The sequence below is a fragment of the Terrabacter koreensis genome, from assembly GCF_054783315.1.
The window spans coordinates 1-26,463 of record NZ_BAAGQU010000007.1; the positions used below are offsets into that span (position 1 = coordinate 1).

Consider the following 26,463-nt stretch of genomic DNA (forward strand, 5'->3'; position numbering starts at 1 on the left):
CCCATCCGGAGGTTCTCGTTTGCTCAGCCAGGCACGCCGTTACCAACGTCCTGACCGGGTACACCTAGTCGAGAGGGGCGCCAGGGGAGGCTCCTCCCCCGGTCGTCGTCTGATGGCAGGATGCCGCCATGGCCGACAAGAGCTTCCGCATCACCCGCGAGACGACGATCGCAGCGCCGCCCGAGCGCATCCACGCCCTCCTGGCCGACTTCCACGAGTGGCAGAAATGGTCGCCGTGGGAGGGGCTCGACCCCGCCATGGACCGCACCTACGCGGGCGCCGCCTCCGGAGTGGGCGCGGTCTACGCGTGGAGGGGCAACCGCAAGGCCGGCGAGGGACGCATGGAGATCCTCGAGTCGGAGACCGGCCACGTCGGGGTCGACCTGCTCTTCGCCGCCCCGATGAAGGCGCACAACCGTGTCGACTTCACGCTGACGCCCGTCGCCGACGGCACCCGTGTCGAGTGGGCGATGACCGGCCCGCAGAACGCCGTGATGCGCATCATGAGCAAGTTCTGGTCGATGGAGAAGCTCGTCGGACCCGACATGGACAAGGGCCTCGCCCAGCTCAAGCGCACCGCCGAGGCCGCATGACCTCGCTCGTCATCCGACCGGCGACCCGTGACGACGTCGGGGCGATCGTCGCGATGCTCGCCGACGACCCCCTCGGCGCGGGTCGTGAGGATCCCGCGGACACGCAGGCCTACGACGCGGCCTACGACCGCGTCGTCGCCGACCCCGGCCAGCACCTCGTCGTCGCCGAGCGCGACGGTGCCGTCGTCGGCACGCTCCAGCTGTCGGTCATCCCGGGGCTCTCCCGTCGCGGCGCGACCCGCACCATCATCGAGGGCGTACGCGTCGCCGACGGCGAGCGCGGAAGCGGACTCGGCACCGAGCTCGTCACCTGGGCCGTCGAGGAGTCGCGCCGGCTCGGCGCCACGCTGGTGCAGCTGACGAGCGACGCGAGCCGCACCGACGCGCGGCGTTTCTACCAGCGCCTCGGCTTCGTCGCCTCGCACGTCGGCCTCAAGCTGCCGCTCGACGGCTGATGGCGGGCGCGGCCGGCGCCCACCCTCGGTCGTGTCGGGGCACCAGACGGTCAGAAGATGCGGACCCGCTCGTCGGGCGCGAGCCACAGGCCGTCGCCGGGCTTCACGGCGAACGCCTCGTGGAACTCCGACAGGTTGCGCACGGCGTTGCCCCGGATGTCCTGCGGCGAGTGCGGGTCGATGGCGAGCAGGCGGATCGCCTCGGCCTCGCGGGCCTTGCCCTTCCAGACCTGCGCCCACCCGATGAAGAAGCGCTGCGGGCCGGTGAAGCCGTCGATCTCGGACATGCCGGTGCCCTCGGTCGCGATGCGGTAGGCCGAGTAGCCGATCTGCAGGCCACCGAGGTCGCCGATGTTCTCACCCACGGTGAGGCTGCCGTTGACCTTGTGCGACCCGTCGAGCCCGGCCGGCGTGTAGCCGTCGAACTGCTCGATGAGCCGCTTGGCCAACGCGTCGAACCGCTCGCGGTCGCCCTCGGTCCACCAGTCGCGCAGCGCCCCGGTGCCGTCGTAGCGGGAGCCCTGGTCGTCGAAGCCGTGCCCGAGCTCGTGCCCGATGACGGCGCCGATGCCGCCGTAGTTGACGGCGTCGTCCGCCTCGAGGTCGAAGAAGGGCGGCTGGAGGATCGCCGCCGGGAAGACGATCTCGTTCATCGACGGCATGTAGTAGGCGTTGACGTGCTGCGGCAGCATGAACCACTCGGTGCGGTCGATGGGGCCGCCGAGCTTGGCGAGGTTGCGGTCGATCTCGAAGGCAGTGCTGCGACGCACGTTGCCGACGAGGTCGGCCGGGTCGATCTCGATGGTGGAGTAGTCACGCCAGACGTCGGGGTAGCCGATCTTCGGGGTGAAGGCGTCGAGCTTCTCGAGGGCCAGGGCTCGCGTCTCGGGGCCCATCCACTCGAGTGACGAGAAGGACGCGCGGAACGCCGCGACGAGGTTGCCGACGAGCTCCTGCATCCGCTCCTTCGCCGCCGGCGGGAACCACCGCTCGGCGTACAGCCGCCCGACGGCCTCGCCGACGCACGACTCGACGACGGCCACCCCGCGCTTCCAGCGCTCCTTGTTCTCGGGCTGCCCTGACAGCGTGCGACCGAAGAAGTCGAAGTCCTCGTCGACGAAGGACTGGGGCAGCAGGGTCGCGAACTCCGAGAGCACGTGCCACGTCAGCCACGCGCGCCAGTCGTCGATGTCGACCGACTCCAGCGCCGCCCCCAGGGCGCTGACGAAGCTCGGCTGGCGGACGACCACCTTGTCGAAGGACCCCGACGGCGCCTGGAGAGCGGACAACCAGGAGTCCCAAGGGAACTGGGGCGCGAGCTGCTTCGCCTCGTCGAGCGTGTGGGCGTTGTAGGTCTTCACCGCATCGCGGTTCGTGACGTTGTCCCAGTGCGACGAGGCGAGGAGGGTCTCGAGCGCCATGACGCGGGTGGCCTTGCCCTCGGCGTCGGGGATGCCCGCGAGGCCCAGCAGCCGCCCGATGTGCGCCACGTAGGCGGTGCGGATGTCGGCGTACTTGTCCTCGCGGTAGAACGACTCGTCGGGCAGGCCGAGGCCGCCCTGCTCGAGGTAGACGACGTACTGCTCCGGCGAGCGCTCGTCGGGAGCCACGAAGTGGCGCAGCGGCCCGTCGACGCCATCGCGCTCGAGACGCCCGAGGGCAGCGCCGAGGGTGCTCTCGTCGACGACCGTGGCAACCTCCGACAGCACCGCCTGGAGCGGGGTCAGGCCGAGCTCCTCGACGCGGTCGGTGTCGGTGAAGCTGGCGTAGAGGTCGCCGACCTGGCGCTTCGGGGTCCCGGGTGCGCTGTCGTGGTCGGCGGCCGCCGCCTCGATGAGGTCGCGCACCCGCGACGTCGACTCCTCGCGCAGGATGTCGAAGGTGCCGAACCGCGCCCGGTCGCCGGGGATCTCGGTCGTGTCGAGCCACGTGCCGTTGACGAACCGGAACAGGTCGTCCTGCGGCCGGGCCGACCGGTCGAGCGCCTCGAGGTTGATGCCGGACTTCATGACCACGATGTCTCCTCGTACCCGCGCCGGACCGTCCCGGCGAACGTGCCCCGAGCCTAACCACGCGAGGCCGTTCGCCGAGTCACGACCCGGCACGGACGGGAGCCGGCGTCTAGCGGCGCAGCCGTCCGGCCACGACGCCGGCGAGCCCGACGACGAGCAGCATCCCGCCGAAGGCGCCGATCATGGGCGGCCCGACGAGGCGGAAGGTGAGGTCCGAGTCGGTCAGGTTGGCGGCGAGCAGCCACCCGGCCACGATCATCGTGAGCAGCCCGAACATGATCGAGCCGGGACGCGGGCCCTTGCGCACGGTCACAAGGGCCGGCCGTGGGTCGTGGTGGCTCGGCGCCGTGCCTGCCGGTGGCGGCCACGCGCCGGGCTGCGACGGGTCGGGCAGCGACGGCGGCGGCAGGTGCGGCAGCTGCGTCGCGTCGGTGACGACGTCGTCGGGCACCGGGGCCGACGGCTCCACACGGAACGGGCTCGTCGTCGGCAGCGCCCGGGTGGAGGAGGCCGGGATCGTCGTCGTCGCGTCGGGGCCGGACTCGGGGAGGGGCACCGGGTCGGCCAGCGGGTCGCTGAACTGCGGCCCTGCGCTGGTGCTGTCGTTGCTCATGGTGCCGGTCTCCTGTGGGGTCGTGGTCGTGTCTGTGGTGTCGCCGGGCCCCGTTGCCTCGGCCGGGTCGTGGGCGTTGCCGGTGCTCATGACGCGCTCGCCGTCGTGACGCGGATCGAGCCCACGCCGACCTCGGCATCGACGGTGATCTCCGTCGTGGCGCCGGCGTCCCCGAACGTCACGGTCTCGTTCCAGTCGGTGCCCTCGTGCCTCAGCTGCCCCGGGCCGAGCTCGGTCATACCCGTCCCGGTCACGCCGGAACCGGTCGCGACCAGCTCACCCGCCCGCGCCTTGGCGTGCACGACGACCTTCACCTTCTCGGGAACGACGATGTTCAGCTCGCCGGCACCCATGGTCGCGCGGACCGTGTCGGCGGTGGGCGTGGCCTTGTAGTCGGCAGCCGTGAGGTCGAGCTTCATCGAGCCGAGGGTCAGCTCGTAGGTCGGCGCGGGTGTCAGCGTCGTGACGGTGTACGACTTCTCACCGACCTGCCAGGGGTGGTTCAGCCCGGCGGGGACCGCGGTCGTGATGGCGGCGGCGACGATGCCGACGACGGCGAAGAAGCCGAGGCCCGAGCGGCGGCCGGCGATGCCGGCGACGACGATGGCGAGGCCGAGCACGCCCACGCCCGAAGCGATCCCGATGGCGACGGGGTTGCCGGACCAGCCGGCCCACGGGACGAGGAGCGCCATCACCACACCGGCGATGATCGACAGCCCCAGCACGAGGAGCCCGCCGGCGAAGCCGATCGACGGCGTGCGCTGGCGCACCGGCGTCGGCGCCGGCGGCCGCGGCGTGACCAGGGTGGCGCCCGCGTTGGCGGCCGCGTTGCCCGTGGAGCCGTATGCCGGGTGCGACGTCGCGGCCGGAGCCGACGTGCCGCCCGTGGCCGGGTCCGTGGACGCGTACGGGTCGGTGGGCGTGCCAGTGGCCGCGCCGGTGGCCGTGGACGCGGGGCGGTTGCCCGAGCCCTTCCACGGGGCCTGCGCCATGAGGTCACGGCCGGTGTCGGTGCGGGTGAGGAACCACCAGGCGCCGACGACGAGGAGCACGAAGCCGAAGACACGGAAGCCCTGCGTGTCACCGCCCCACCAGGGGCCGCCACCGAGCACCGACATGGCGGTGACGACGAGCAGGAAGATGGAGCTGCCCTCGCCGTGCCTCAGCGCGCGCTCGACGTGGATCTCGCCCTGCTCGTCGGGCATGAGCAGCCAGAGCACGAGGTAGAGCGCCACGCCCATCCCGAAGAAGATGGAGAAGAGGATGAAACCGGCGCGCACGACCAGCGGGTCCACGCCGAGCCACCGCGCGATCCCCGTCGCGACACCGGCGAACCAGCGACCGTCCCTGCCGCGCACGATGCCCGGGCGCCGCAGGGCGGTGTAGAAACCGTCCAGGCCATGGCCCTGCGTCGGGGCCCCATTGCTTTTCGTCATGGCTCCAGACTGGCGGCGCGGCCGCGGCGCAACCATGAGGGTCGACCCTGAGCGCACCCTGACGCGACCCCCAAAGCAGGCCCGGATGGTCGCCCTCACGCGCCCCCGTGGGTGAGGATGGGACGGTGCAGACGGCATACGAGAACGGCCAGGGACCGGCGCGACCCGCGTGGCGGGCGGCGCAGCGGCCGCCGCTCGTGCGCCACCGGCAGGGCAAGGTCGTGGCGGGTGTCGCCGCCGGGCTCGCCGACCACCTCGGTGTGCCCGTGTCGGCCGTGCGGATCGCCCTCGTGCTGACGAGCATCCCCTTCGGAGCCGGACTCGCCGTCTACGTGTTCCTCTGGGCGACGATGCGCGAGATCGGCGACGTCGTCCCCGTGGCTCCGGCGCCCGTGGCCGACCCGACCGGCGCCACCACGTCACCCGGCTCCTCGGCCGGCGGCGGCCACGGCCACCACCACATCGATCTGGCGAGCCTGCGCACCTGGCTGCGCAGCGGCAACCAGGCCGTCCTCATCACGCTGCTCGGGGTCGCGGCACTCGCCCTCGCCGGCGCGCTCTGGCTCGGCAGCGCCGGCTTAGACGTGCACGCCGAGGTGATCCTGCCCGTCGTGGCCATCGTCATCGGCGCCATCTTCTTCTGGTCGCAGCTCGACGACACCGACGCCATCGGCGCCCGCCGCCCGGTCCGGTGGATCTGGCTCGTCGTCGGCCTCGGCCTGACGATCCTCGGACTCGTCGGGCTGCTCGTGCGCGGCACCGACCTCACCGCCCTGTGGCAGGTCGGGGGTGCCGTGCTCGCCGCGCTCGTCGGGGTCGCCGTGCTGAGCGCGCCCTGGATCCTGCGGCTCTGGAGCAACCTGCGCCTGGAGCAGGCGGCCCGCATCCGCGCCACCGAGCGCGCCGACATCGCGGCCCACCTGCACGACTCGGTGCTGCAGACCCTCGCGCTCATCCAGCGCCAGTCGTCCGACGCCGCGACGGTCGCCCGGCTCGCCCGCGCCCAGGAGCGCCAGCTGCGCAGCTACCTCTACGACGAGGACGCCCGCGCGGGCACGCTCGGCGCCGCGCTCACCGCAGCGATGGGTGAGGTCGAGGACCTCCACGGCGTGCCCGTGCAGCTCGTCGTCACCGGCGACCGCCAGATCGACGAGCATCTCGACGCCCTCGTCAAGGCGGTCCGCGAGGCCGCCTGGAACGCGGTGCGCCACGGAAGCCCGCCCGTCAGCGCGTACGTCGAGGTCGGCCCCGACGCGGTCGAGGCGTTCGTGCGCGACCACGGTGCCGGCTTCGACCTCGACGACGTGCCCGACGACCGCGCGGGCGTGCGCGAGTCGATCATCGGCCGCATGGAGCGGCACGGCGGCACGGCCCGCATCCGGCACCGCGCCGACGGGACCGAGATCGAGCTGCGCCTCCCGGTGCGCCAGCCGGCCGACCCCGAGCCCGCCGACCCGAAGGCTGCGCCTTCGAAGAACCCCGACGCCGCGACGGCACAGACCCAGAACCAGACGTCGGCCCAGACCCAGACGTCGGCCCAGACCCAGACTTCGGCCCAGACCCAGACCCCGACCCAGACGCCGACCCAGACCCAGACCCAGGAGCAGGCTTCATGACCGACCCGCGGACGATCCGCATCGTGATCGTCGACGACCACCACATGTTCCGCACCGGCGTGCGCGCCGAGCTGACGGCTGCGTCGGCGGCGTCGGGCTCGCTGTCACTCGAGATCGTCGGCGAGGCGGGTGCGGTGGAGTCGGCCGTCCAGGTCATCACCGAGCAGCGGCCCGACGTCGTGCTCCTCGACGTCCACCTCCCCGGCGGCGACGGACACGGCGGCGCAGACGTCATCCGGGCCTGTGCCGGGGTCCAGTCGACGGCCGACGTGCCGGTGCGCTTCCTCGCCCTGTCGGTCTCCGACGCCGCCGAGGACGTCATCGCCGTGATCCGGGCGGGTGCACGCGGCTACGTCACCAAGACCATCAGCGCCGACGAGCTGCTGACCGCGATCAGCCGGGTGGCCGACGGTGACGCCGTCTTCAGCCCGCGCCTCGCGGGTTTCGTGCTCGACGCCTTCGGTGCGGCGGCCGGCGAGGTCGCCGAGATCGACGAGGAGCTCGACCGCCTGTCGGCGCGCGAGCGCGAGGTGATGCGCCTCATCGCGCGCGGCTACCAGTACAAGGAGGTCGCGAAGGAGCTGTTCATCTCCGTCAAGACCGTCGAGACCCACGTCAGCTCGGTGCTGCGCAAGCTGCAGCTCAGCTCGCGCCACGAGCTGACGGCCTGGGCGATGGGCCGCCGCCTCCTCTGACCCGAACTACCTTGGCGCGTGGAGGAAGCGGCGCAGGGCGGTGACGATGATCTCGGGGGCGTCGGTGTGCACCCAGTGGCCCGCGCCCTTGATCGTGAAGAGGCGGGTGCGCGGGAAGTGCCGACGCATGCGGTCGCCGTCCTCCCGCTTGATGTAGCGCGAGTCGCCGCCGGCGACCCACAGGACGGGGCCCTCGTACGCCGGCAGGGCGTCGACGTCGCGCGGCCAGTCGGCGATGCGTGAGTCAACGCCGAGGGCGGCGTCGGCCGCGATGAGGTCGAGGTTGACCTGCCAGCGCCACGACTGTCCCTCGCGGCGGAGGTTCTGCAGCAGGAAGGCCTTGACGCCGGGGTCGGGCTCGTCGAAGCGGGCCTCTGCGTCACCGCGGCTCTCGAGCTCGGCGAGAGGAAGGTCCTGCATCTCGCGGATGTAGCCCTCGAACCGCTCGAGCGAGCCGTAACCCTTGGGGGCGATGTCCACCACGACGAGGCGGCCGACGAGCTCGGGGTGGCGCAGCGCGAGCACCATCGAGACCTTGCCGCCGAGCGAGTGTCCGACGACCATCCAGGACTCCCCCGGAGCCGCGGCTCGCAGCGTGGCGGCGACGGCGTCGGCGTACGCGTCGAGGCTGAACTCCTGCGACCACGGCGACCGGCCGTGGTCGGGCATGTCGACGAGCAGACACTGGGCGTCGGAGCCGTCGGGGCCGCTCACCGCCTTCGCGATCTGGGTCCAGTTGCGGCCCTGGCCGAAGAGCCCGTGCAGGAAGGCGACACGCGGCCCGGCCGTGCCCACGGACAGCGTGTTGAGCGAGGCCTGGTCCGGAGCAGACGTCATGCCGCGAGCCTACGCGGGGTCGCCTCACGCTCGTCGTGGGCCTCGGTGAGGCCTCCGCGACGGTGCCGCGTGCGTGACCTCACGCCCCTGCGACGGCGCGGTGAGGGAGATGTAACCGCGGTGTCACAGCAGGCCGGACGTCGTGCAACACCGCCTTCCTAGCGTGGGCGCCACGCTCTCGCAGCGGCCCCCGACCCGCCTCCCGAGGAGGAACCCGTGAGCACCACCACCGGAAACAGCACCGGCACCAGCACGAACGGCAGCGTCGCCGCCCCCACCAGCACGCCGACCACCCTCGTCCCGGAGAGCCCGAGCCGCTTCCGCCAGCTCACCGCGCCCCGCTCGCGCGTCATCCGCGACTGGGACCCCGAGGACACCGTGGCCTGGGAGGCCGGCAACAGCAAGGTCGCCCGGCGCAACCTCGTCTGGTCCGTCGCGACCGAGCACATCGGCTTCTCCATCTGGTCGATCTGGTCGGTCATGGTGCTCTTCATGCCGCAGGCCGTCTACGGCTTCACCCCGGCCGACAAGTTCTTCCTCGTGGCCGTACCGACCCTCGTCGGCGCCGTGCTGCGCGTGCCCTACACGATGGCCACCGCGTTCTTCGGCGGCCGCAACTGGGCCATCTTCAGCGGCGTGGCGCTCCTCGTGCCCACCGTCCTGACGTGGTGGCTCATGGTCAACCCGGGGCACTCGCTCGGGACCTTCATGGCCGTCGCGGCCCTCGCCGGCCTCGGTGGCGGCAACTTCGCCTCGTCGATGACGAACATCAACGCGTTCTACCCGCAGCGGATGAAGGGCTGGGCCCTCGGCCTCAACGCCGGCGGCGGCAACATCGGCGTCCCCGTGGTCCAGCTCGTCGGCCTGCTCGTCATCGCGACGCTGGGCAACCGGCGGCCCGAGGTCGTCTGCGCCGTCTACCTCGTGCTGCTCGCGGTCGCGAGCGTCGGCGCCGCCGTCTTCATGGACAACCTCGACCACCAGACCGCCAACCCGAAGGCGATGCTCGAGGTGCTCCGCCACGCCGACGCCTGGGTCATCTCGCTGCTCTACATCGGCACGTTCGGCTCGTTCATCGGCTTCGGCTTCGCCTTCGGCCAGGTGCTCAACCAGACCTTCCTCGCCGGCCTCACCGGCGGCGCCGCACCGACGCCGGCCCAGACCGCGGCGGCGAGCCTGCACGCGGCCCAGATCGCCTTCGTCGGCCCGCTGCTCGGCTCGGTGAGCCGGGTCTGGGGCGGCAGGCTCGCCGACCGTCGCGGCGGGGCCGCCGTCACCCTGTGGACCTTCGTCGGCATGGCCTGCGCCGGTGTGCTCGTGACCCTCTCGGCCCGCGCCGACGACGTCACCGCCGGAGCGGCGACCGGCCTGCAGCTCACCGGCCTCATCGGCGGCTTCGTGCTGCTCTTCGTCCTCTCCGGGCTGGGCAACGGCTCGGTCTACAAGATGATCCCGGCGCTCTTCGAGACCAAGGCGGCCACGATCCCCGGCCCCACCGTCGAGCGAGCCGCCTGGTCGCGCTCGATGTCCGGAGCCCTCATCGGCATCGCCGGCGCGATCGGCGCCGTGGGTGGGGTGCTCATCAACCTCGGCCTGCGCGCGTCGTACCAGGGTGCGGCGAAGTCGGCCACGGCGGCGTTCGTCGTCTTCACGCTCTTCTACGTCGGCGCTGCCGTCCTCACCAAGGTGCGCTACCGACGATGACGACCCGGACCACCGCCGGCCGCACGGCCGACACCACCGCAGTGCCGACCCGCGCGCTCGGAGGGGGCAACCCCTCCGAGCCGCAGGGGCAGCCCGGCGTCGCCACGCACTGCGCCTACTGCGGCCTCCAGTGCGCGATGACGCTGACCGGCTCGTCGGCGCAGGACCTCACGGTGGCCCCGCGGCGCTTCCCGACCAACCGGGGCGGCCTCTGCCAGAAGGGGTGGACCAGCGCCGAGCTGCTCCGCACGCCCGGTCGGCTCACCACTCCCCTGGTCCGCCGGGACGGCGAGCTCGCCCCCGCGTCGTGGGACCAGGCCCTCGACGTCGTCGCCGACGCGATCGTCCGGACGCAGGCGGCATACGGCCGGGATGCCGTGGCTGTGTTCGGCGGCGGAGGTCTGACGAACGAGAAGGCCTACCAGCTGGGCAAGTTCGCGCGAGTGGCCCTGCGGACCAGCCAGATCGACTACAACGGGCGCTGGTGCATGAGCTCGGCTGCCGCCGCCGGGATCCGCTGCTTCGGCCTGGACCGCGGGTTGCCCTTCCCCGTGACCGACATCGGGTCGGCACACGCCGTCCTGCTCCTCGGGGCCAACCCCGCCGAGACGATGCCGCCGTTCCTCACGCACCTCGTGCGCGCCGCCGACGCGGGCGGTCTCATGGTCGCCGACCCGCGGCTGACCCCCACGGCCGCCAAGGCCGTCGACGGCGGCGGCCTGCACCTCCAGCTGCGCCCCGGCACCGACGCCGCCCTCGCCCTCGGCATGATCCACCTGGCCGTCACCGAGGGGTACGCCGACCGCCGCTACGTCGCCGAGCGCACCTCGGGCTTCGACGACTTCTGGCCCGTCGCCGCCCAGTGGCTGCCCGAGCGCGTCGAGCGGGTCACGGGCGTCTCGGTGACGACGATGCGCGCGGCGGTCGCGGCCCTCGCCCGGGCGCGCGACACCGAGCGCGGCGCGTACGTGCTCTCGGCCCGCGGCAGCGAGCAGCACGCGAGCGGCACCGACACCGTGACGGCGTTCATCGCCCTCGCCCTCGTGCTCGGGCTGCCGGGCAACCCGGGCACGGGTTTCGGCACGATCACCGGCCAGGGAAACGGCCAGGGCGGGCGCGAGCACGGCCAGAAGGCCGACCAGCTGCCCGGCTACCGCAAGATCGACGACCCTGCGGCGCGCGCCCACGTGGCGGCCGTGTGGGGCGTCGACCCCGACGACCTGCCCGGCCCGGGCCGCAGCGCGTTCGAGCTGCTGTCTGCCCTCGGCACCGACGGGGGCCCGCGGCTGCTCATGGTCCACGGCAGCAATCCCGTCGTCTCCGCGCCCGACGCGCGGGCCGTTGCCGAGCGGATCGCCTCCCTCGACCTGCTCGTTGTCTGCGACTTCGTCCTGTCGGAGACCGCGGCCGTCGCCGACGTCGTGCTCCCCGTGCTGCAGTGGGCCGAGGAGGAGGGCACGCTGACCAACCTCGAGGGTCGCGTGCTGCGACGCCGGCGCGCCCTCGCGGCACCGGGCCTGTGCCGCAGCGAGCTCGAGGTGTGGAGCGAACTGGCTGCCCGGATCGGTTGCAGCACAGGGTTTCCCACCGACCCGCGCGTCGTCTTCGAGGAGCTGCGCCGGGCGTCGGCGGGCGGACCGGCCGACTACTCCGCCATCACGTGGGAGCGCCTCGACGCCGGCGAGAGCCTGCACTGGCCGTGCACCCCCGAGCGGCCCCAGGGCACGCCGCGTCTGTTCCTCGACGCGTTCGCCACGCCCGACGGGCGCGCCCGCTTCGTGCCCGTCGACCACGTCGGGCCGGCCGAGGCCGACGACGCGGACTACCCACTCGTCGCCACGACCGGCCGGGTGCTCCAGCACTACCAGTCCGGCGCGCAGACCCGGCTCGTCGACGAGCTGTCGGCGGCCGCGGGCGACATGTTCGTGCAGCTGCACCCCGACACCGCCGACGCGGCGGGCGTCGCCGACGGCGACCTCGTCGACGTCGTGAGCCGCCGCGGCCGCACGAGGGCGTCGGTGCGCCTCGACGACGACATGCGCGGCGACGTCGTCTTCCTCCCGTTCCACTGGGCCGGCGACGGCCGAGCGAACTCGCTGACGCACGCCGCCCTCGACCCGACCAGCCGCATGCCCGAGTTCAAGGCGTGCGCCGTCCGCCTGGAGGCCGTCTCATGACCCCCACCCCCCGCCGCGTGCTCGTCGTCGGCAACGGCATGGCCGGTGCCCGGCTCGCCGAGGAGGTCCGGCACCGCGACCCCGAGGCCACACGCTTCGCGGTCACCGTCGTCGGCGAGGAGCCGCACGCCGCCTACAACCGGGTCCTGCTCTCGACCGTCGTCGCCGGCGGCATCACACCACGCGACACCCGCCTCAAGCCCGACGGCTGGTGGGCCGCTCGCCACGTCGACGTCGTCACCGGCGCGCGGGTCACGGCCGTCGACACGGCTGCCAGGGTCGCCACCCTGACCGACGCCGACGGCACCGAGCGCACGATCGCCTGGGACGAGCTCGTGCTCGCCACCGGCAGCACGGCGTTCGTCCCCCCGACCGAGGGGCTGTACGCCGGCACGCCGGGTCCTGACGCCTCGCTTGCCGAGGGCGTGGTCGCGTTCCGCACCGTGGACGACTCGTCCCGCATCGTGGAAGCAGCCGAGTCCGCCTCCACCGCAGTGGTGCTCGGCGGCGGCCTGCTCGGGCTCGAGGCTGCACGGGGCCTCCTGGCCCGTGGTGTCGAGGTGACGATCGTCCACCCGCAGGACTTCCCGATGGACCGCCAGCTCGACGCCGACGGTGGCGCGGTGCTCACCCGGGTCGTGCGCGGCATCGGGGCGCGCCTCGTGCTCGGCCAGCTCGTCACCGCACGCCACCCGGCCCGCGACGGTGAGCCGGCCCACGTGGTGCTGAGCGACGGATCGGCCGTGGCAGCCGACCTCGTCGTCGTTGCTGCAGGGGTTCGTCCCCGCACCGATCTCGCCGTCGCGATGGGCCTCGACGTCGACCGTGCCGTCGTCGTCGACGACCGGCTCGCCACCTCGGTGCCCCACGTCCACGCCATCGGCGAGTGCAGCCAGCACCGCGGCGAGGTGCCCGGCCTCGTCCAGCCCGGATGGGACCAGGCTCGCGTCCTCGCCGACGTGCTCACCGGGGCGGACGCCGACGCCACCTACGAGGGCACGAGCGTGCTCACCCGGCTCAAGGCGCACGACATCGACCTCGCGAGCATGGGCACCGTCGACGTCGACGTGCACGACCCCGGCCACGAGGTGCTCGCCTTCACCGACCCGGTGCGCGGCCGCTACGCCAAGCTCGTGCTGCGCCAGGACCGGCTCGTCGGCGCCATCCTGCTCGGGGTCGGCGACGCCGCAGGGGCCCTCACGCAGCTCTACGACACCGGCGCTGCCGTCCCGCGGGACCGCCTCGCGCTCATGCTCGGTCGTGCCGTCACCCGCTCGACCGCCCCCGACACGGTGAACCTCGCCGAGATGCCCGGCTCCGCCGTGATCTGCCGCTGCAACACGGTGACGAAGTCGGCCATCGTGGGCGCCTTCCGCGCCGGCGCCGACAGCGTCGCCGCCGTAGCCGAGGCCACCCGCGCCACGACCGGCTGCGGCTCGTGCAAGGGCGCCGTCGACGGCCTCTGCTCGTGGCTCAGGTCGGCCGAGCCCGCCTCTGCCCCAGCTGAACCCGCCCAGTCCACTCCAGACCAGTCCACTCCAGACCAGTCCAGCCCCGCACCGGTGCCGGCACCCGCCGCCCTGACCGAAGGAGCCGCCTGATGACCACCACGACCGAGAACCACAACGGCACCGACGCCCGCACCGTCGTCGTCGTCGGACACGGCATGGTCGGCCACCGCTTCGTCGAGGCGCTGCGTTCGCGTGACACCGAGAGCACGTGGAAGGTCGTCGTGCTCTCCGAGGAGGCGGAGGCGGCATACGACCGCGTCGGCCTCTCCTCGTACGTGGGGGCTTGGGACCGCGGGGCGCTCGCGCTCGCTGGCAACACGTACGCCGAGGACGCCCTGGTCGACCTGCGCCTCGGCACCCGTGCCGAGACGGTCGACCGCGTGGCGCGGACCGTCACCACGAGCGCCGGCGACGTCATCGCGTACGACTCGCTCGTGCTGGCCACGGGCTCGTACCCCTTCGTGCCTCCGGTGCCCGGCCACGACTCGAGCGGGTGCTTCGTCTACCGCACGCTCGACGACCTCGACGGCATCCGTGCCGCCGCCGAGGTGGCGCACGAGCGCGCCCGCGCCGAGGGCCGCGAGGCCAACGGGCTCGTCGTCGGAGGCGGGCTGCTCGGGCTCGAGGCCGCCAACGCGCTGCGGCTGCTCGGCCTGACCCCGCACGTCGTCGAGTTCGCCCCCCGGCTCATGCCGCTGCAGGTCGACGAGGGCGGCGGGGCCGTGCTCGAGGGGCTCATCAGCAACCTCGGCGTCCAGGTGCACACCGGCGCCGGCACGAGCTCGATCTCGCCGCAGGACGACGGCCGCCTCGCCGTCGAGCTGTCCGACGGCACAGCGCTGCTCACCGACCTCGTCGTCTTCTCCGCCGGGGTGCGCCCGTCGGACGCCGTGGCCCGCGACGCCGGCCTCGACGTCGGCGAGCGTGGCGGCGTCGTCACCGACCTGGCCTGCCGCACGAGCGACGAGAACGTCTGGGCCGTCGGCGAGGTCGCCGCGGTCGAGGGCCGCTGCTACGGGCTCGTCGCGCCGGGCTACACGATGGCCGAGGTCGTCGCCGACCGGCTGCTCGGTGGTGAGGCGACCTTCCCCGGCGCGGACCTGTCGACCAAGCTCAAGCTGCTCGGCGTCGACGTCGCCTCCTTCGGCGACGCCATGGCCACGACTCCCGGCGCCCTCGAGATCGTGCACACCGACGCGACGAAGGGCACCTACGCGAAGGTCGTCGTCAGCGACGACGCCAGGACGCTGCTCGGCGGCATCCTCGTCGGCGACGCGTCGGCGTACACGACGCTCAAGGCGTACGTCGGGCGCGAGGTGCCGGGCGACCCGGGTGCACTCGTCTCCCCCGCCGGTATCGACGACTCAGCGCTCGGCTCCGCACTTCCGGACGACGCCGTCATCTGCTCGTGCAACAACGTGACGAAGGGCTCGATCTGCGGCGCGATCGCCGAGGGCGCCTGCGACCTCGCGGCCATCAAGGGCTGCACGAACGCGGGGACCACCTGCGGCGGTTGCCTGCCCACGGTCAAGAAGCTCCTCGTCGACTCGGGCGTCGAGCTGTCGAAGGCGCTCTGCGAACACTTCGAGCAGAGCCGCGCCGAGCTCTTCGAGATCGTCGCCTCGACCGGCATCCGCACCTTCTCGGGGCTCATCGCTCGCTACGGCACGGGCACCGGCTGCGAGATCTGCAAGCCCACGGTCGCCTCGATCCTCGCGTCGACGAGCAGCGACCACATCCTCGACGGCGAGCAGGCCGCACTGCAGGACAGCAACGACCACTTCCTCGCCAACATCCAGAAGAACGGCACCTACTCGGTCGTGCCCCGTATGCCGGGCGGCGAGGTCACCGCCGAGCAGCTCATCACCATCGGCCGGATCGCCCAGGACTTCGGGCTCTACGTCAAGGTCACGGGCGGCCAGCGCATCGACCTCTTCGGCGCGCGCGTCGAGCAGCTGCCGGCCATCTGGCAACGCCTCGTCGACGTCGGCATGGAGTCCGGGCAGGCCTACGGCAAGTCGTTGCGCACCGTGAAGTCGTGCGTCGGGTCGACGTGGTGCCGCTACGGCGTGCAGGACTCGGTCGGCATGGCAGTCGACCTCGAGCACCGCTACCGCGGGCTCCGCTCGCCGCACAAGCTGAAGTTCGGCGTCTCGGGCTGCGCCCGTGAGTGCGCCGAGGCACGCGGCAAGGACGTCGGCGTCATCGCCACCGACAAGGGCTGGAACCTCTACGTCTGCGGCAACGGCGGCCAGACGCCTGCCCACGCGCGACTGCTCGCGAGCGACCTCGACGACGAGACGCTCGTGCGCTACATCGACCGGTTCCTCGTGTTCTACGTCCGCACCGCCGACCGGCTGCAGCGCACCGCGCCGTGGCTCGACTCGCTCGAGGGCGGTCTCGACCACCTCAAGGCCGTCGTCTGTGACGACTCGCTCGGCATCGCGGCCGACCTCGAGGCCACCATGGCGCGCCACGTCGCCGGCTACCAGGACGAGTGGAAGGCCGTGCTCGACGACCCGGAGAAGCTCGCCCGCTTCGTGTCGTTCGTCAACGCACCGGAGGCGGCGGACCCGACCGTCGCGTTCGACGAGTCCGGCCCGCGCAAGGTGCCGGTGATGCTCGGCATGCCGTCCACGAACCGCCCCGAGTGACCGAGTCCGACTGCACCAGAGAGGAACCCGATGACCACCCTCGCCACCGCCCCCGTTCACACGACCGCACCTGCCCGCACTGTCGTCCGTCCAGGGATCGTGCCCGCCCCCGGTGCCAAGCAGTGGGTGCCGGCCTGCGACGTCCACCGGCTCGTGCCCGGCCGCGGCGTCGCGGTGCTGCTGCCCGGCGGCGCCCAGGCCGCGCTCTTCCTGCTGCCGAACGGGATGATCTACGCCGTCGACAACCTCGACCCGTACGCCGGCGCCGCCGTCCTGTCGCGCGGGCTCACCGGCGACCGGGGCGGCGAGCCGACGGTCGCGTCACCGCTGCTCAAGCAGGTCTTCTCGCTGCGCACCGGCGCCGCCCTCGACGACGAGGCGACGACGCTGCCGACGTATGCCGTCCGCGTCCAGCACGGCATCGTCCACATCGGCCTCTCGCTTCCCTGAGGAAGCCCGTCGGAAACTGAGCACTCGACGCGCAACGGTCCCACTCGAGTGCTCATTTCCCGTCGCACCGCATCCGTCGGAAACTGAGCACTCGACGCTGGGTGTGCGTCGAGTGCTCAGTTTCGTGCAGCGGTGTTGCAGGGGGTCAGACCGCGCTGGCGACGAGGGCGGCCCGGACGGCATCCTCGAGGTCGGTCGTGGGGCGCCCGGCGAGGCGCGACAGGTCACCGGAGTCGGTGAGCAGGGCGCCCTCGGCGATGCCACGGTCGCTGTCGGCGAGCACAGCGGCATACCCCTCGGGGAGCCCGGCTGCCACGAGCGCGGCCGTGTAGTCCTCGACCGAGAGGTCGCGGTAGACGACGTCACGACCGGTCACGCCGGCCACCGCGGCGGCGTACTCGGCGAGGGTGAACGCGTGGTCGCCGCCCAGCTCGTAGACGGCGCCGTCGTGGTCACCACCCGCGAGCACCGCCGCAGCGGCAGCCGCGTAGTCGGCACGCGACGCCGCGCTCACGCGACCGTCGCGGGCGGCGCCCAGGACCACGCCGTGCTCGAGGACGGTCGGCAGCTGGCCGGTGTAGTTCTCGAGGTACCAGGAGTTGCGCAGCAGGGCGTGCGGCAGACCTGAGGCCGCGAGGAGCTCCTCGGTCGCGCGGTGCTCGGCCGCGAGCGCCAGGTCGGAGGTGTGGGCGCGGGTGATGCTCGTGTAGGCGACGAAGCCGACGCCGGCCTTCTTGGCGGCCTCGACCACGTTGGTGTGCTGAGGGATTCGCGCGCCGACCTCGCTGCCGGAGACGAAGAGGAGGCGGTCGACACCCGTGAAGGCCGCGTCGAGTGAGGCCGGGTCGTCGTAGTCGGCGCGGCGCACCTCGACCCCGCGCTCGGCGAGGTCGGCGAGCGACTCGGTCTTGCGGGCGGTGGCGACGATGTGGGCGGCGGGCGTGCCGCGGTCGAGCAGGGCCTCGACGACGAGGCGGCCGAGGTGGCCGCTGGCACCGGTGACGAGAAGGGTCATGACGTTCCTTTCCAAGGCTGTGGACACCCAGGTGAACGACCGGCCTGCCTACTTCCCAGAAGTTAGTACCCACTTTCAAGTAAGGTACTGACATGACGGTTAGCCAGACGCTGCGCGACTACTTCCCGGATGCCGTCTACGCATCCGGGTGCCCCAGCCGCGTCGTGCTCGACCACGTGACGAGCAAGTGGGGCACCCTCGTGCTCCTGGCGCTGTCCGAGGGCGAGCCGCTGCGGTGGAGCGAGCTGCGCCGGCGGGCGGAGGGTGTCAGCGAGAAGATGCTGGCCCAGACGCTGAGGATGCTGGAGGCCGACGGTCTCGTCCACCGCGACGCCCGCCCGGTGGTGCCGCCCCACGTCGAGTACTCCCTGACCGCGCGGGGCGCCGAGCTCGCGGAGCGCCTGGTGCCGCTCATGCTGTGGATCGTCGAGAACGCGCCCGACATCCTCGCCGACGCCGAGGCCTCCGCAGCCGCGCGCTGACGTTCAGACGTTGAGGCGGTAGCCGCGTCGCACCACCGTCTGCACGAGGTGCCGGTCGGGCAGGGCCGACCGCAGGCGGCTGACCGCCATGTCGAGAGCGTGCTCGTTCTCCGCGTCGGGCAGCTCGTCGAGCAGGCGCTCGCGGCTCAGCACCGCCCCCGGCTCGGACATCAGTGCCGCGAGCATGGCGCGAGGGCCTCGAGCCAGGGTCACCGTCTGTCCGCCGAAGGTCACCCGGCGGCCGTGGACGAGGAGCGGACCGAGGGCCGTCTGCACCTGCTCGACGCCGTTGACGGTGAGGTGCTCGATGACGGTGCGGATGAGCGCGCCCATGCGGAACCGGTCGGGCACGATCGGCGTGATGCCCAGGTCGAGCAGGGGCGCAGCCGTCACGGGTCCGACGGCTGCGGCGGTGACGCCGCACCGCAGCGCGTCGACGAGCACTCCGTCCATGCCGAGCTGCGCTGCGGCTGAGACGAGCCCGTCCACGGCGGGTGCCGACGTGAAGGTCACGACGTCGACCTCGCGGGCTGCCACCGCGGCGACGAGGCGGCCGAGCCGGCTCTCGTCGGTGGGTCGCACCCAGCGGTAGGGAGCGACGGTCAGCACCGACGCCCCCGCGGTCCGCAGCCGTTCCAGCTGCTCGACGTCCTCGTGCCCGTGCAGCTGCACCGCGACCCGCTTGCCGCGTACGCCGGCGTCGAGCACCAGGCCGATCGTCGAGGCCGTGCGCTCGTCGTGGGCGATGCCGTCGTCGTCGTGGCCGGCGGCGCGCACCGCGCCGCGGGCCTTGGGTCCGCGCACGATGATCCGCGCGTCGTCGAGGGTGCGGGACAGCTCCTCACCGAGGCCGGCTGCGTCGGCGGCCTCGATCCACCGGCGGAAGCCGTATGCCGTCGTGACGACAACGACGTCGGGGCGGCACTCGATGACCGCCCTCGTGTCGCCGATGAGGATCTCGTCCTCCTCGACCGGAGCGATGCGGACGGCCGGGGCGTGCAGCACCTCCGCGCCGCGTCGTGCGAACGCGTCGATGAGGTCGCTCGAGCGACGGTCCGAGGTGACCGCGATGCGGAAGCCCGTGAGCACCGGGCCCGTCGCCTCGGGGCGCACGGCGTCAGCGCTCTCGGGGTCGGGTCCGTTCAGCTCGGTCGACCAGGCCGTACGCGGGTGGGTCCGACGCGGGGTCGTCGCGCCGCCCTGCGCCTCGTTCTCGGGCGCCGGCTCAGGGCGCCCCGCGTCGCCGCTCACCCGACGGCGCCCATCGCGGGGCTCACGCCCGCCCGCCGCTCGGCGCCCGCGCGTCGCGCCCACACGTCGGACTGGCGCACGACGTCACCGACGACGATGACCGCCGGCGACGCGGCGCGCTCACGCGAGGCGAGGTCGGCCAAGGTGTCCACGGTGCCGACGATGCTGCGCTGGTCGGGCGTGAAGCCGCGCTCGACGACGGCCGCCGGGGTGTCGGGGGCGAGGCCCGCGCGTACGAGAGCGGTGGTGATCGGCACGAGGTTGTGCATGCCCATGAGGAAGACGACGGTGCCACCCAGCGTGGCGAGCGAGGCAGCCTGGTGCGGCTCGAGCGGCAGGTGTCCCGACACGACGGTGAAGACGTGGCTGACGCCGCGGTGCGTCACGGGTATGCCGGCCGCCCCGGGCACGCCCACCGCGGACGTGACGCCGGGCACCACCGTCACGGGCAGCCCGGCCTCCACCGCGGCGAGGACCTCCTCGCCGCCCCGGCCGAAGACGTAGGGATCGCCGCCCTTGAGACGCACGACCACGAGGCCGGCCTGCGCCCGTTCGACCATGATGCGCTCGATCTCGGCCTGCGGCACGGCGTGGTGACCGGGGCGCTTGCCGACGTCGATGACCTCGGCACCCGGCGCGAGGGCGGCGACGTCGCCCACCTCCGCGAGGCGGTCCGTGAGCACGACGTCGGCCTCGGCGAGGGCGCGGACCCCGGCGAGCGTGAGCAGCTCGAGACCCCCGGGACCCGCGCCCACGAGCACGACGCGACCGCCGGACGGGCTCTCCGCTCCGAGGGTCTCGCTGACGACGACGCAGGTCGCCGCGAGCACCTCCCGAGCGGCGGACCACGTGACGGCGGGGCCGACGAGCACCCCCAGGCGCACACCCGCGCACGCCTGGCGGGTCACTGCGTCGGACGAGGCGGCGGTGGTCACCACGGCGCCCGCCCGTGAGTAGCGGCGTACGACGGGAGGCAGTGCACCGGACGGTCCCACGACGAGCACGGGGACATCGGTGAGGTCGGTGTCGATCAGCACCGCGGACTCCTTCCGTCGCAGCTCGGGTTCGCGTGCCCACCACGGTAGGAAGCGCGTGTTTCAGCCGCGTTTCCATCGCGCGATGCGCTGGTAACGATGGGCTCACCCGGGCCCCGGGCGAGAGTGCGACCGCACGCCGCTGCCACGCCGGCCCACTCGGTCGTGAGCCACCAGCGCCGATGCCGGCGCCACCTGACAGAGTGGCGCCATGACCCGCGAAGCTCCTGTGCTCGTCGCGGCCGCCCACGGCACGTCGTCACCCGCGGGCCGGTCTGCCATCGGCGGGCTGGTCGCAGCCGTCGCGGCCCGGAGGCCCGACCTCAGGGTGCGCGCGGCCTACGTCGACGTCCAGCCACCGGAACCGTCGGCGGTGCTCGCCTCGCTCGCCGACGGGTACCGGGGCCGTCTCGTCCCCCTGCTCCTCTCGGCCGGCTACCACGTCTACGTCGACCTCACCGAGGCCGCGGCGTCGGTGCCCGGCACGACGGTCGCCCCCGCCCTGGGGCCGGACGACCGGCTCGCCGAGCTGCTGCGGCGCAGGCTGGAGGCCGCGGGCCTCGCCGACGACGACGTGGTCGTGCTCGCCGCAGCAGGTTCGTCGCAGCCGTCCGCGGTGGAGGACTGCCGCCGTGTCGCCGAGCAGCTCGGTCGCCTCCTCGGCCGACCCGTCACCGCAGCGTTCCTGTCGGCTGCAGAACCGAGACTTGCGGATGCGATTGGGGCGCAACGCGTTCCGGGCCGTCGCGTCGTCGTGGCCCTCTACCTGCTGGCCCCAGGCTTCTTCGCCGACCTCGCGGCGAGGGCGGGGGCCGACGTCGTCACGCCGCCCCTCCTGGTGCCCGACGAGCCCGCCCCCGACGAGCTCGTCGACATCGTCCTCGAGCGCTACGACGGGTGACGCTAGGGTGGTGCTCGGCGATGGATCCCGCCAGGTCACCTCGAGTGCCCGAACCGCCGGCCGGCTGATGGTTCCTGTCCGTGCGCGGTGCTCGTCGCCGCGAGGACGGGCGGGCCTGGCCGCCGCGCCCGTCACCCAGTGACTGGAGACCCCCGATGGGACAGCGAGTGCCACCCCAGCCAGACCCCTCGCGGCTGACCGACTTCGCCGGTCACCCGCTGGTCGTCGGCGTGGTCGCCGACCAGGCACCGCTCGTCGCACTGACGGCGGTGTCGCTGGCCCGCGCGACGGGCGCCTCGGCCATCTACTTCGCCCACGTCGACACGTCCCGCTACGCCGACGTCGAGCACCCGGACGGTACGGTCCGCCACCTGCCGATCGACCCCGACCTCGACGACGAGCTCTGGCCCGAGCGTGAGGACGCCCTGCTCCGGACGGTGCGCGAGTGGATGGACGGCCAGGACGTTCCCTGGCACTTCCGCTACCTCGCCGGCCGACCGGACCGTGCACTGACTCACCTCGCGCGCGCCGTCGACGCCGCGGCCTTCGTCGTCGGCACCCACGTCGGGCACCACCGCCGCATCGCCGACTTCGTCAACGGCTCGGTGCCGATGCAGCTCTCGCACCGCCAGCACCGCCCCGTGGTCGTCGTGCCGGTCAGCGTCGTCGACTGGGAGGGCCCGGCACCGTGGGAGTGAGCGCCGGGGATCCCGGACGGACGACGACCTCGGCGGCGCAACCGGCACGGGCCGCGCACCGGCATCCCGGCCTGCTGGCGCTCATCTTCGTCGGCGGTTCGTTCGGCACCGGCGCGCGGGCGGCGCTCGAGAACGCCGTGCCCGCCGACGCCGGCGGGATCCCGTGGATGACGTTGTCCATCAACGTGGTCGGTTCGCTGCTGCTCGGGCTGCTGCTCGAGACCCTCGCCCGGACGGGAGACGACACCGGCCGGCGCCGGGCCGCACGGCTGACGCTCGGGACCGGGGCGCTCGGCGGCTTCACGACCTACAGCACCTTTGCCGTCGAGACGGTGCAGCGCCTGACGTCGGGGTCGGTCGCGATCGGCGTCGCCTACGCGGCGGCCGGCGTCGTGCTCGGTGCGGCGGCCGCTGTCGCCGGCATCGCGGCCGCGCGCCGCCTCGCCCGCAACGCCGTGGGGGCTCGCCGATGACGATGCTGCTGCTCGCCCTCGCCGGCGGCCTCGGCGCCGTGTCCCGTTTCGTCGCAGACGCGTTCGTCGCCCGGCACAACCCCTTCCGTATGCCGCTGGGCACCCTTCTCATCAACGTGACCGGCTCGCTGCTCCTGGGTGTCCTGACCGCGGCGTTCACGGCGGGGTCACCGGACTCGACCGGGTCGACCCTTCGAGCCGTCCTCGGCACCGGGTTCTGCGGCGGCTACACCACGTTCAGCACGGCGTCGGTCGAGACCGTGCGGCTGTGGCTGGCGGAGGGCCGGAGCACGGGCATCGGCTACGCCGCGGCGACGCTCGTCGGCTCGGTCGCGGCCGCCGCGCTGGGTCTCTGGCTGGGCGGCCTCACCTGAGCTGGTCCGCGCCCCCGGCCCGGGGTCAGCGGATCGGCAACCCGAGCTGGTGGGCGGCAGTGGCACCGACCGCTGCAGACGGGACCACGTGGTACCAACCGGCGGCCACGCCGTGCTGCAGCTCGAAGGCCTGCCCGAGACCGATCCACTGGGCCCAGCCCGTCGCGGTGTGCGCCTGCGGCGTCCCGGCCGCTGCGACGAACGAGGCGCCGACCCCGGTCGGCTGCCCCACCGCGTGGCCGGAGGAGTGACCGGACGAGTGGCTGGACGAGTGGCTGGACGAGTGACCGGACGAGTGACCGGACGAGTGGCTGGACGAGTGGCTGGGGCGCCCGCTCGAGCGGTGCTGCAGGTCGGCGTTGTCGTGGAGGCGACGCGAGAGCCGGTCGAAGTCGGCGCTGATGCGCGTGAGGTCGTGCTCGACCCGGCGCCACCTCTCGACGAGGTGCTGGAGGTCGCGCCCCTGCCAGACCCGCTGCATCGTCGACACCGCCCGCTGGCCGCGAGCCCGCACGACGTCGATCTCGTTGCCGAACGACGCCATGCGTCCCGCCGAGTCGCGCAGCGCGTCGACGTCAGCACCCTTCGAGAACACAGATCTCCCTTCACCCCTGCAAACCGGACCAATCCTCACCCGACCACGTGCCGGCACGCAATGGGGAGCCCTCCCCGGACGCCCGGCATACTCGAGGGGTCCTCCCGCCCGAGAGAAGGTATGCCGCTGAGCCCGCCACGCAGCTACCTGACCCTCGCGTCGCCCGCCAGGGCCGAGATCGAGGTGCGTCGCTCCCGGTTCGTGTGCGACGCCGCGCCCGCGACGACGGAGGAGACCGCTCGTGCCTTCATCGAGCAGGTGCGCGCGGGCACCCGGGACGCCCGGCACCACTGCACGGCGTTCGTGCTGGGTGCCGACGGGGCGACCGTGCGGAGCAACGACGACGGCGAGCCGTCGGGGACCGCGGGCGCCCCGATGCTCGACGTGCTGCGGGGCCGCGGCCTCACGGACGTCGTCGCCGTCGTCACGCGGTGGTTCGGTGGCACCCTGCTCGGCACGGGCGGTCTCATCCGGGCCTACGGTGACGCGGTGGCGGCGGCCCTCGGGCAGGCACCGCTCCTGACCATGGAGCTGCGGGAGGGGCTCGTCGTCGAGGTCGGCGCGGCCGACGGGCCACGGGTCGAGAACGCGCTGCGCGGGCACGTCGGCGTCGACGTCACCGGGGCCGAGTGGACGGCCGACGGTCTCGGGCTGCACCTCGCGCTCGTGCCGGGGGTGCAGGCTGCTGTCGAGGGTCTGGTCGCCTCCCTGACCGCGGGATCCGCACGGGTCACACGGGGCCCGTCACGTTGGGTCGAGCAGGGCACGAGCCGAGGCCGACCCGGCGCAGACGCGTGAGAGCATGCCTGCATGAGCTTCCAGATCGCGGGCGATTCCGCCGCGGACCAGGTGCTGGACGAGCACCCGTTCGCCGTCGTCGTCGGGATGATGCTCGACCAGCAGTACGGCATGGAGCACGCCTTCCGCGGCGGCTACAAGGTGCTGAGCCGCTTCGGCACGCTCGACCCGGCCGCCATCGCGGCCGCGGACCCCGAGGAGTTCAAGGCGATGGCGAGCACGCCACCGGCGATCCACCGCTTCCCCGGCTCCATGGCCGCGCGCCTCCAGGAGCTCGCCGCCCTCGTCGAGAGCCGCTACGACGGTGACGTCACCCGCCTCTGGACCGAGGCGACCACCGGCAAGGAGCTGCTGAAGCGCGTGCAGGAGCTGCCCGGCTTCGGCAAGCAGAAGGCGCAGATCTTCGTGGCGCTGCTCGCCAAGCAGCTCGGCGTGCGTCCCGAGGGCTGGGAGGCTGCGGCCGGCGACTACGCCCTCGACGGCTACCGCTCGGTCGCCGACGTCGTCGACGGCGACTCGCTGCTCAAGGTGCGGGAGTTCAAGCAGGCCAAGAAGGCCAGCGCCAAAGCAGCCCAGGACGCCTGAGCCGCAAGAGCTTCCGTCCGTATGCCGCTGGGCTCGCTTCGAGCAGAAGCGAGCCCAGCGGCATACGTGGTCGGCGACCGTGAGTGACTGTCAGTCGGCGAGGAAGCCGAGCAGGTCGGCACGGGTGAGGACACCGATGGGCTTGCCGTCCTCGACGACGAGGATCGCGTCGCAGTCCTCGAGCTCCTTGCGGGCCGCCGACACGGGCGAGCCGGCGCCGACGAGCGGCAGCCCAGGCTCCATGTGCTTCTCGACCGAGTCGGCGAGGTGCGCCTGACCGGTGAAGAGGGCCTGGAGCAGGACTCGCTCGCTCACCGACCCCGCCACCTCACCCGACATGACGGGAGGCTCGGCCTTGACGACCGGCATCTGCGAGACGCCGTACTCGCGCAGGATCTGCACGGCGTCGCGGATCGTCTCGTTGGGGTGCGTGTGCACCAGGGCCGGCATGTCGCCCGACTTCGTGTGCAGCACCGAGCCGACGGTCTCCTCGGTGTGGTCGTTGAGGAAGCCGTAGGAGTGCATCCACTCGTCGTTGAAGATCTTGCTCATGTAGCCGCGGCCCGAGTCGGGCAGCAGCACGACGACGACGGCGTCCTCGGGCAGGTCCTTGGCCGCACGCAGCGCGGCGACGACGGCCATGCCGCACGAGCCACCCACGAGCAGGCCCTCCTCGCGGGCCAGGCGGCGCGTCATCTCGAAGGAGTCGGCGTCGCTCACCGCGATGACCTCGTCGACGACCGACGGGTCGTACGCGCCCGGCCAGAAGTCCTCGCCCACGCCCTCGACGAGGTAGGGGCGGCCGGTTCCGCCGGAGTACACGGAGCCCTCGGGGTCGGCGGCGATGATGCGCACCGCGCCGTCGCTGACCTCCTTGAGGTACTTGCCGGTGCCGCTGATCGTGCCGCCCGTGCCGGCGCCCGCAACGAAGTGCGTGACCTTGCCGTCGGTGTCGTTCCAGATCTCCGGCCCGGTGGTCAGGTAGTGGCTCTTGGGGCCCTCGGGGTTGTAGTACTGGTTCGGCTTCCACGCGCCGTCGATCTCGCGGACGAGGCGGTCGCTCACCGAGTAGTAGGAGTCGGGGTGCTCCGGCTCGACCGCCGTCGGGCAGACGACGACCTCGGCGCCGTACGCCTTGAGCACGTCGCGCTTGTCCTGGCTCACCTTGTCGGGGCAGACGAAGACGCACTTGTAGCCCTTGCGCTGGGCCACGAGGGCCAGGCCCACACCCGTGTTGCCGCTCGTGGGCTCCACGATGGTGCCGCCCGGCTTCAGCAGCCCGTCGCGCTCCGCGGCCTCGACCATGCGCAGGGCGATGCGGTCCTTCACCGAGCCGCCGGGGTTGAAGTACTCGACCTTCGCCAGGACGGTGCACCTCACCCCCGCGTCGGCGACGACCGAGCCGAGCTTGACCAGGGGCGTGTTTCCGACGAGGTCGGCGACGTTCTCTGCATACTTCACCCGCCCATCCTAAGAGGGGCGTCCCACTGGTCGAGACACGCGG

Annotated in this window: 25 protein-coding genes and 1 riboswitch; of the genes, 16 read left to right on the forward strand and 9 right to left on the reverse strand. The window is 72.8% G+C overall.

Annotated elements, in window-relative coordinates:
• Nucleotides 1-128 precede the first annotated feature (128 nt).
• Together ACYVNR_RS16910 and ACYVNR_RS16915 are read left to right on the forward strand one after the other, a co-directional pair.
• Nucleotides 129-593 carry an SRPBCC family protein gene (locus tag ACYVNR_RS16910; RefSeq protein ID WP_461049570.1) on the forward strand — a complete coding sequence of 155 codons (465 nt, stop codon included), beginning with the start codon at nt 129-131 and terminating at the stop codon, nt 591-593.
• On the forward strand, nt 590-1,048 hold the full coding sequence (locus ACYVNR_RS16915) for a GNAT family N-acetyltransferase (protein ID WP_045187658.1): 459 nt from the start codon (nt 590-592) through the stop codon (nt 1,046-1,048). Before ACYVNR_RS16910 ends, ACYVNR_RS16915 begins: the two co-directional genes overlap by 4 nt.
• Nucleotides 1,049-1,098: 50 nt before the next feature.
• On the opposite strand, the gene ACYVNR_RS16920 is transcribed toward ACYVNR_RS16915, so the two are convergent.
• From ACYVNR_RS16920 to ACYVNR_RS16930, 3 genes are all read right to left on the reverse strand, one after another.
• Nucleotides 1,099-3,057, reverse strand: a complete 1,959-nt coding sequence (locus tag ACYVNR_RS16920) for a M13 family metallopeptidase (RefSeq protein ID WP_461049671.1) — start codon at nt 3,055-3,057, stop codon at nt 1,099-1,101.
• A gap of 112 nt (nt 3,058-3,169) precedes the next feature.
• Nucleotides 3,170-3,763, reverse strand: a complete 594-nt coding sequence (locus tag ACYVNR_RS16925; protein ID WP_461049572.1) for a hypothetical protein — start codon at nt 3,761-3,763, stop codon at nt 3,170-3,172.
• Entirely contained in the window at nt 3,760-5,109 is a 1,350-nt protein-coding gene (locus ACYVNR_RS16930) for a PspC domain-containing protein (protein ID WP_461049574.1), read from the reverse strand. The genes ACYVNR_RS16925 and ACYVNR_RS16930 overlap by 4 nt, the downstream gene beginning before the upstream one ends.
• A 125-nt stretch (nt 5,110-5,234) precedes the next feature.
• Between ACYVNR_RS16930 and ACYVNR_RS16935 the strand changes: the two genes are divergently transcribed.
• Both ACYVNR_RS16935 and ACYVNR_RS16940 read left to right on the forward strand, forming a co-directional pair.
• Nucleotides 5,235-6,725 (forward strand): ATP-binding protein, encoded by a 1,491-nt coding sequence (locus tag ACYVNR_RS16935; protein ID WP_461049576.1) that lies wholly within the window; start codon nt 5,235-5,237, stop codon nt 6,723-6,725.
• Nucleotides 6,722-7,420, forward strand: coding sequence for a LuxR C-terminal-related transcriptional regulator (locus ACYVNR_RS16940; RefSeq protein ID WP_045187663.1), 699 nt, complete (start codon nt 6,722-6,724; stop codon nt 7,418-7,420). The genes ACYVNR_RS16935 and ACYVNR_RS16940 overlap by 4 nt, the downstream gene beginning before the upstream one ends.
• Nucleotides 7,421-7,426: 6 nt before the next feature.
• Here the strand turns inward: ACYVNR_RS16940 and ACYVNR_RS16945 are convergent, their stop codons facing one another.
• The gene (locus tag ACYVNR_RS16945; protein ID WP_045187665.1) at nt 7,427-8,257 is read right to left on the reverse strand and encodes an alpha/beta fold hydrolase; all 831 of its coding nucleotides are present in this window, start codon (nt 8,255-8,257) and stop codon (nt 7,427-7,429) included.
• Between the two features lie 216 nt (nt 8,258-8,473).
• Between ACYVNR_RS16945 and ACYVNR_RS16950 the strand changes: the two genes are divergently transcribed.
• From ACYVNR_RS16950 to nirD, 5 genes are read left to right on the forward strand one after another with little or no spacing between them, the layout of a single operon-like run.
• Nucleotides 8,474-9,961, forward strand: coding sequence for a nitrate/nitrite transporter (locus ACYVNR_RS16950; protein ID WP_458802341.1), 1,488 nt, complete (start codon nt 8,474-8,476; stop codon nt 9,959-9,961).
• Nucleotides 9,958-12,138: a molybdopterin oxidoreductase family protein gene (locus tag ACYVNR_RS16955; protein ID WP_461049579.1), complete on the forward strand. Its 2,181-nt coding sequence runs from the start codon at nt 9,958-9,960 to the stop codon at nt 12,136-12,138. The genes ACYVNR_RS16950 and ACYVNR_RS16955 overlap by 4 nt, the downstream gene beginning before the upstream one ends.
• Nucleotides 12,135-13,739, forward strand: coding sequence for an FAD-dependent oxidoreductase (locus tag ACYVNR_RS16960; RefSeq protein ID WP_461049581.1), 1,605 nt, complete (start codon nt 12,135-12,137; stop codon nt 13,737-13,739). Before ACYVNR_RS16955 ends, ACYVNR_RS16960 begins: the two co-directional genes overlap by 4 nt.
• The gene (gene nirB, locus ACYVNR_RS16965) at nt 13,739-16,303 is read left to right on the forward strand and encodes a nitrite reductase large subunit NirB (RefSeq protein ID WP_461049583.1); all 2,565 of its coding nucleotides are present in this window, start codon (nt 13,739-13,741) and stop codon (nt 16,301-16,303) included. The genes ACYVNR_RS16960 and nirB overlap by 1 nt, the downstream gene beginning before the upstream one ends.
• Before the next feature lie 30 nt (nt 16,304-16,333).
• A complete protein-coding gene (nirD, locus tag ACYVNR_RS16970; protein ID WP_082080678.1) occupies nt 16,334-16,753 on the forward strand; it encodes a nitrite reductase small subunit NirD in 420 nt (139 codons plus the stop codon).
• 145 nt (nt 16,754-16,898) lie between these two features.
• Here nirD and ACYVNR_RS16975 read toward each other — a convergent pair whose 3' ends face one another.
• Nucleotides 16,899-17,768: an SDR family oxidoreductase gene (locus ACYVNR_RS16975; protein WP_461049585.1), complete on the reverse strand. Its 870-nt coding sequence runs from the start codon at nt 17,766-17,768 to the stop codon at nt 16,899-16,901.
• A gap of 92 nt (nt 17,769-17,860) precedes the next feature.
• On the opposite strand from ACYVNR_RS16975, the gene ACYVNR_RS16980 reads away from it, so the two are divergent.
• Nucleotides 17,861-18,250, forward strand: a complete 390-nt coding sequence (locus tag ACYVNR_RS16980; RefSeq protein ID WP_458802353.1) for a winged helix-turn-helix transcriptional regulator — start codon at nt 17,861-17,863, stop codon at nt 18,248-18,250.
• 3 nt (nt 18,251-18,253) lie between these two features.
• Here ACYVNR_RS16980 and ACYVNR_RS16985 read toward each other — a convergent pair whose 3' ends face one another.
• Nucleotides 18,254-19,396 (reverse strand): uroporphyrinogen-III synthase, encoded by a 1,143-nt coding sequence (locus ACYVNR_RS16985; RefSeq protein ID WP_458802440.1) that lies wholly within the window; start codon nt 19,394-19,396, stop codon nt 18,254-18,256.
• A 101-nt stretch (nt 19,397-19,497) separates the two neighbouring features.
• Complete coding sequence (gene cobA, locus ACYVNR_RS16990) at nt 19,498-20,538, reverse strand: uroporphyrinogen-III C-methyltransferase (protein ID WP_461049587.1); 1,041 nt, start codon at nt 20,536-20,538, stop codon at nt 19,498-19,500.
• Between the two features lie 208 nt (nt 20,539-20,746).
• Here cobA and ACYVNR_RS16995 point away from each other — a divergent pair, with 208 nt between their 5' ends.
• The 4 genes from ACYVNR_RS16995 to ACYVNR_RS17010 all read left to right on the forward strand — a co-directional run bounded on the left by ACYVNR_RS16995 (nt 20,747) and on the right by ACYVNR_RS17010 (nt 22,981).
• Nucleotides 20,747-21,436: a sirohydrochlorin chelatase gene (locus ACYVNR_RS16995; protein WP_461049589.1), complete on the forward strand. Its 690-nt coding sequence runs from the start codon at nt 20,747-20,749 to the stop codon at nt 21,434-21,436.
• A 7-nt stretch (nt 21,437-21,443) separates the two neighbouring features.
• A riboswitch (Fluoride riboswitch) is annotated at nt 21,444-21,520 on the forward strand.
• Nucleotides 21,521-21,603: 83 nt separating this feature from the next.
• Nucleotides 21,604-22,134, forward strand: a complete 531-nt coding sequence (locus ACYVNR_RS17000) for a universal stress protein (RefSeq protein ID WP_461049591.1) — start codon at nt 21,604-21,606, stop codon at nt 22,132-22,134.
• The gene (locus ACYVNR_RS17005) at nt 22,131-22,607 is read left to right on the forward strand and encodes a fluoride efflux transporter FluC (protein ID WP_461049593.1); all 477 of its coding nucleotides are present in this window, start codon (nt 22,131-22,133) and stop codon (nt 22,605-22,607) included. Before ACYVNR_RS17000 ends, ACYVNR_RS17005 begins: the two co-directional genes overlap by 4 nt.
• A complete protein-coding gene (locus ACYVNR_RS17010; RefSeq protein WP_045187677.1) occupies nt 22,604-22,981 on the forward strand; it encodes a fluoride efflux transporter FluC in 378 nt (125 codons plus the stop codon). The genes ACYVNR_RS17005 and ACYVNR_RS17010 overlap by 4 nt, the downstream gene beginning before the upstream one ends.
• A gap of 25 nt (nt 22,982-23,006) precedes the next feature.
• On the opposite strand, the gene ACYVNR_RS17015 is transcribed toward ACYVNR_RS17010, so the two are convergent.
• On the reverse strand, nt 23,007-23,576 hold the full coding sequence (locus ACYVNR_RS17015; protein ID WP_461049595.1) for a hypothetical protein: 570 nt from the start codon (nt 23,574-23,576) through the stop codon (nt 23,007-23,009).
• Between the two features lie 120 nt (nt 23,577-23,696).
• Here ACYVNR_RS17015 and ACYVNR_RS17020 point away from each other — a divergent pair, with 120 nt between their 5' ends.
• Nucleotides 23,697-24,374: an IMPACT family protein gene (locus tag ACYVNR_RS17020; protein WP_461049597.1), complete on the forward strand. Its 678-nt coding sequence runs from the start codon at nt 23,697-23,699 to the stop codon at nt 24,372-24,374.
• A 12-nt stretch (nt 24,375-24,386) separates the two neighbouring features.
• Nucleotides 24,387-24,959, forward strand: coding sequence for an HhH-GPD-type base excision DNA repair protein (locus ACYVNR_RS17025; protein WP_461049599.1), 573 nt, complete (start codon nt 24,387-24,389; stop codon nt 24,957-24,959).
• A 90-nt stretch (nt 24,960-25,049) separates the two neighbouring features.
• Here ACYVNR_RS17025 and ACYVNR_RS17030 read toward each other — a convergent pair whose 3' ends face one another.
• Entirely contained in the window at nt 25,050-26,420 is a 1,371-nt protein-coding gene (locus ACYVNR_RS17030) for a cystathionine beta-synthase (RefSeq protein WP_045187684.1), read from the reverse strand.
• Between the last annotated feature and the right edge of the window lie 43 nt (nt 26,421-26,463).